Here is a 4,841-nt window from a genome sequence, read left to right as displayed (position 1 = left end):
GAATAATAGAGTAGAAATGACAAACAGGTTGGCTATTGCTCAAACGCATAGCGGTATGGACGATTTTGATACTGTTGCTCAGGAAGTTTCGCGAACCACGAAAGTACAAAATGAAGTAACAACTAATATCAAGGAAGAGGGAATTACTGAAGAAGACATGCTGAGTCAAGATGAGATTGTGGAGATGATACTGAAACAATCGGTTATGAATGAAACAGTGCGTCAAATGAAGCAAAACCAAGAACGTTTAAAAGAGATACTTAATGAAGATTAAACTGCTGTCATTGGCTTTTTTCTTGTGTGCAACGATGGCACAAGCCAGTGTACTAATTAAACAGCAAGATATTGATTTAAAAGGAGCCTTATCTGCAATTGCCAAGGATATGCAAGTCAAACTGGTCAATGATCTTGATGATAAAACCCAACGTCAGATTCTGACTCAAACGTTATCAGGGGAAGGGCCTGAGCTATTGAGACGACTTTCTGATGTGTATGATTTTGACTGGTATGTTTATGGTGGAATGCTAACGGTTGAAGCCGGAAAAACGTATATTAATTACGCTTATAAGCCACGTAATATTTCATCTCAAGCGTTACTGAAAGAATTGAAACAAACCTTTGATACCAACTTAACAACTAAGCTCAAATTAACCGAGCGAAGAAATTCAATTTTATTCTCTGGCACACGTAAATTTGTCAATGATGCCGTCAGTTATGCCAATATGGTGGATAAAAACCAATTTCTTGAAAACGGTAATAATTTAGAATTAGCGCGAATTGAATTTCATTTTATCTCAGTCATTGATCGCAGTGTCAGCACTTTCGATAGTACGGTCACCTTTCCAGGTGCTCAAGCATTGATTGCAGCGGCCATAACCAACATTGGACAATTTCAGAATGTCAGTGATGGGGAAATGGTACAGCGCACTTATAAAGTTAAGTTGAGTGAAGGTGAAAAACAGCAATTAGACGAGGAAGAAAAAACGTCTAATGTGCAGGCTTTACCTGCGGCCAATGCCCTTTTAGTCCGAGGTACTCCGGAAGAAATTAAACTGGCGAAACGCATCGCAGCTTTGATTGATGTTAAACGACAACAACTGCTTTTTTCGCTAAAAGTGTATGACGTTGCCGCTGATCGTAATGAGAATTTTGGTATTGATAGCGCTTGGTTGAGCGGTATCAAAGGGATTTACGATATTGTGATCCCACCTTTTACCCAGACAACTGAGTTTTTAAAAAATTTCCAAGCGCTGTCTTCCAACGGTATTGCTCGTGGTGTCTATCAGACCAATCTTTTAGTGCTTGAAAATCAAAAAGGTCACTTTGGTAAAAAAGAGACAGCGACTATCACCTTGATCTCTGAACGCCAGGTTGAAACCCAAAAAATAGAAGCCGATAACAGTTTGTACGTGACTGGCCGACTATTACCATCTGGCAATGTGCAGGCCAAAGTTGAATATATAGAAGAATCTTTAGGTGATACGGCAGATTCTGAAAGTACCAAAAGTGAGCCACCAAGAGTGAGCTCACAATCGTTGGAAACAGAAGTTTATATTAAGCCGAATCAAACGGTGATTCTCGGTGGTTTTGATAACACTGTTACTCAATCGACAACCAACGCCGTGCCAGTGCTTTCAAGTATTCCTTTCTTAGGAGAGCTGTTCAAAAACACATCGCAGACAAAACGTAAATTCAAACGCTATGTGTCTATTTCATTTGAGGTGATTGAGTAATGTTAAATCACTTCTTTAAGGTGAAAGAATTGTATCAAGATACAGTGGTTTGTCATGTTTCTATCGATACCTTTGTTGGCCAAGAATGTTTCATTCACACAGTGAGTGGGGACAAAATTCGTGGCGAAGTGATGAAAGTTGCGCAACCGAGAGTGGAGATCAAACTACTTCAACCCGGTGCGGTACAGCGTGGTGGACGAGTAGAAATCACCCCTCGTCGATTCTGTTTTCCTTTGAATGAAAAAGCATTAGTAGGGAAAGTGATCAACTGTTACGGCGAGTCACTCTATGGTGATGATTACCTAACGCAGCCTGGTGAATTTGTTGATTTACCGATCATTATTGAGCCGATCCCGTTACAGATGCGGGCGCCTATTGAAACGGTTTTTCCAACTAAACTTAAGATTATCGATGGGTTATTTACGATTGGTGAAGGGCAACGTGTTGGTTTATTTGCCCCAGCCGGTGCTGGCAAAACGACAACCGTATCTATTATGGCGAATAACATGGAAGCTGATGTTGTTATTTTTGCCATGATTGGAGAGCGAGCCCGCGAAGTCATCGAATTCTTAGAGGGAGAGATTGGCCCAGAAGTCATTCGTAAATCCATCACTGTGGTTTCGACATCGGAAGCGAATCCTTTGGAAAAGGTGCGTTCTGGTTTAGTTGCCGTATCTATTGCTCGCCATTTTATGGAACAGGGTAAAAAAGTGGTGATCTATTTCGACTCGTTGACTCGTTTTGCTCGTGCGCAAGCCATGCTGGATGGTACGCCGATTAAAGGTGGTATTCCGATCGGTGTGTCGCTCGCATTGTCGCGCTTGGTTGAAAGTTGTGGCAACTCAGTGTGCGGTTCAGTAACGGGTATTTTCACCGTCTTGATTGAAAAAGAGATAGATGATGACCCGATTGCTCATGAGGTGAAATCTCTGATTGATGGCCATCTTGTGTATTCAACAACCATTGCTTCGACTGGCCGTTATCCCGCTATTGATGTATTGAAAAGCAAAAGCCGTCTACAAAATAAGGTTCAGGATAAGAAATACGTCCGTTTGTCAGAGCAAATCAAAGATATGGTGTATCGCTATTTCAATGTTGAATTGTTGATTCGGGTTGGAGAGTACGAAAAAGGTAACGATTTAGAAACAGACAAAGCGATTGATCTTTTCCCGATCGTGATGGAGTTTTTAAAACAAGGTTTTGAAGGTGTCGAGTATGAAGAAACACTCGAAGCGATGGAAAGAATTTGGTCAGATTATTGAGATCGTTGATATTCGAATCGATAAACAGCAAAGAATGTTAGTTAAGCTGAGAAAACGCAATCAGGAACTGCAAGATCAGATCGAGGAATTTTGGCGGCGTATTGAAGTGTTACAGCAAGAGCTTAAAAGTTTGGTCGTGGTAAAAGAGAACAACGCACTGAGCCGTCTCTTTATGCGTCGCGAGAGTGTCAAAACGAACATTGAATCGGTTTTTTTCGACGCCTCGATTACTCGACAAAAAGCGGAGGATTTAGCTTCTGAAATAGAGCTGGTTGAAGCGGAAAAACGACGCCTTGAAAAGCGCAAAGATGCGCTTCATGAAATCCGAGAAGAATTGAGGTATGAGAAAGCATGTTAAGTAAACTCAATCAAATCACGTCAACCCCCTTGGCGTCGAAGGATAACAATTTTGAAGGTATGTTGGGTGATTTATCCGATGAACTCAATACCGTTGATGCCAGCTCTGCCACTGATACGAGCCTATCTAAGAGTAAAGATAAGTATAAGAGCGTTCTTAAAAAACGTCGTGATGCAATAGAGAACAACGCTAGCTTCGAAGGCTTGATAGCGAATACAACCGTAATGCAGAAAAACGAGCTCTCTTTTAAGCCTCAAATAAAAACAGCGGCTGATCAGAAAGTACGAATGACGGGAGTAAACGAAAATCGACGGATCACACCTTCTCTTATAACAAAAGAGACGCAGTTATCGTCACTAAGTGAAACAAAGCACCCTGTATGTGGTGTAGAGAAGATGGCTCTTAAAGAACAACCGTTGATGGTGTTGAATCGTGTAAAAATACAAGGTGATGGAATCAAGCTAACGACTGCCCATTCGGCCCTTACGTTACCGTTACCTCACGTTAAGTCGAATTTTGGCGGTTATATGTGGTCGCATTCTGAAGCATTAAGTCAGATGCAATCCAAGCAAGGAGACGGAGCCAAGCTTGCCTCTCCTCACCTTACGATGGCGCGACCCATGCAGGGTAAGTTGATTTCTGAACAGGGTGTAAAGAACCCTTCACCAGCATTAGCTCAGGCGCAATCAAAGCAAGGAGACGGAATCAAGTCTGCCTCTCCTCACCTTACGATGACGCGACCCATGCAGGGTAAGTTAAATTTGGAGCCGAATGTCGGTTTACGTTCTGGAGCACAGAATCGAGAGTGGGCGATAGCACCTAGTGCGTTGAAAGAGATCCAATCTCAAATATTTATGGGTAGATTTTCTGGCGGGGATTCAAATAATTTGAAAGGTTCACCTCTTACTCTATTTGAGGCTGAGCCAAAGAATGTGCATACAGGCAGTGTTAATTTGAATCCTAGATATTCGGTCTTACAAAACTTTCCAGTAGTGAGTTCGAATTATCTAAATTATTCATTATCACCTGACCTATTTTGGCAATATCCGAAGGTAAATAGTTACCGAGTTTTTTTCGCAAAAAAATACTACTTATTTAAATTTGAAAATAATAAAGTAACCAGTTTGTTAGAGGAATATTATGACCGTACTTGATGTTACTGCTGCATGCCTAGATATTGTGAAAAATGCGATTATTATTTTTTCCTTAGGTTTTGTCATTACAGGTGTGGTTGTTGGATTATTGCAAACCGTATTTAGCGTCCAAGATCCTGGTCTTCCAATGTCAGCTAAATTAGTTGTATTTATCATTTTGCTTACACAGGTCGGTGGGAACATTTATGAACAGTTCCACCTGCTTTTTCATCAGTTATAGGATAAAAAATGAATAGATTAAGAGAGCTCGTTTATAAAACTGTAGTAGATAATTTGGGCGTGCAACCGAATTTGCTTTCAAGGATTGAGGGGAATGAACCGATCGGTTTTGTAT

Annotated in this window: 6 protein-coding genes; all 6 read left to right on the top strand. The window is 41.0% G+C overall.

Features of this window, described 5'->3' with window-relative positions; translation table 11 throughout:
* A partial coding sequence (locus AACT21_RS06680) for a hypothetical protein (protein WP_234830753.1) occupies window positions 1-274 on the top strand: 274 nt, incomplete at its 5' end.
* Window positions 264-1,733 (top strand): type II secretion system protein GspD, encoded by a 1,470-nt coding sequence (locus AACT21_RS06675; RefSeq protein ID WP_017047160.1) that lies wholly within the window; start codon window positions 264-266, stop codon window positions 1,731-1,733. The genes AACT21_RS06680 and AACT21_RS06675, both read left to right, overlap by 11 nt.
* Entirely contained in the window at window positions 1,733-2,995 is a 1,263-nt protein-coding gene (vscN2, locus tag AACT21_RS06670; RefSeq protein ID WP_019280810.1) for a type III secretion system ATPase VscN2, read from the top strand. Before AACT21_RS06675 ends, vscN2 begins: the two co-directional genes overlap by 1 nt.
* Window positions 2,949-3,353, top strand: coding sequence for a hypothetical protein (locus tag AACT21_RS06665; RefSeq protein WP_019280809.1), 405 nt, complete (start codon window positions 2,949-2,951; stop codon window positions 3,351-3,353). Before vscN2 ends, AACT21_RS06665 begins: the two co-directional genes overlap by 47 nt.
* Window positions 3,347-4,507, top strand: a complete 1,161-nt coding sequence (locus tag AACT21_RS06660) for a hypothetical protein (RefSeq protein ID WP_094164282.1) — start codon at window positions 3,347-3,349, stop codon at window positions 4,505-4,507. Before AACT21_RS06665 ends, AACT21_RS06660 begins: the two co-directional genes overlap by 7 nt.
* Window positions 4,494-4,727 carry a flagellar biosynthetic protein FliQ gene (locus AACT21_RS06655; protein WP_017047156.1) on the top strand — a complete coding sequence of 78 codons (234 nt, stop codon included), beginning with the start codon at window positions 4,494-4,496 and terminating at the stop codon, window positions 4,725-4,727. Before AACT21_RS06660 ends, AACT21_RS06655 begins: the two co-directional genes overlap by 14 nt.
* Window positions 4,728-4,841: the final 114 nt, after the last annotated feature.

The sequence above is a fragment of the Vibrio sp. V08_P9A1T1 genome (genome assembly GCF_963874405.1).
GTDB classification, from domain to species: Bacteria; Pseudomonadota; Gammaproteobacteria; order Enterobacterales; family Vibrionaceae; genus Vibrio; species Vibrio anguillarum.
Note: the sequence above shows the minus strand (reverse complement) of the source record. Positions and strands in the feature narration are given on the sequence as shown.